This is a genomic window from Rhodoplanes roseus, from assembly GCF_003258865.1.
GTDB classification, from domain to species: domain Bacteria; phylum Pseudomonadota; class Alphaproteobacteria; order Rhizobiales; family Xanthobacteraceae; genus Rhodoplanes; species Rhodoplanes roseus.
Genome location: NZ_NPEX01000764.1, coordinates 1 through 283 on the forward strand (window position 1 = coordinate 1; position 283 = coordinate 283).

The window sequence follows — 283 nt, forward strand, 5'->3', positions numbered from 1 at the left end:
GAGGCCTATCCGGGCGACGTCTTCTATCTGCATTCGCGGCTCCTGGAGCGCGCGGCGAAGATGAACGACGATTACGGTTCTGGTTCCCTGACGGCTCTGCCGGTGATCGAAACGCAGGCGAATGACGTGTCGGCCTATATTCCGACCAACGTCATCTCCATTACCGACGGTCAGATCTTCCTGGAGACGGATCTCTTCTACCAGGGTATCCGTCCGGCGGTGAATGTCGGTCTGTCGGTGTCGCGTGTCGGTTCGGCGGCTCAGATCAAGGCGATGAAGCAGG

At 59.4% G+C, this 283-nt stretch carries 1 pseudogene; it reads left to right on the forward strand.

Annotated features, from left to right (window positions below):
• Nucleotides 1-283 (forward strand): annotated as a pseudogene (locus tag CH341_RS32305) (F0F1 ATP synthase subunit alpha); the annotation flags it as partial.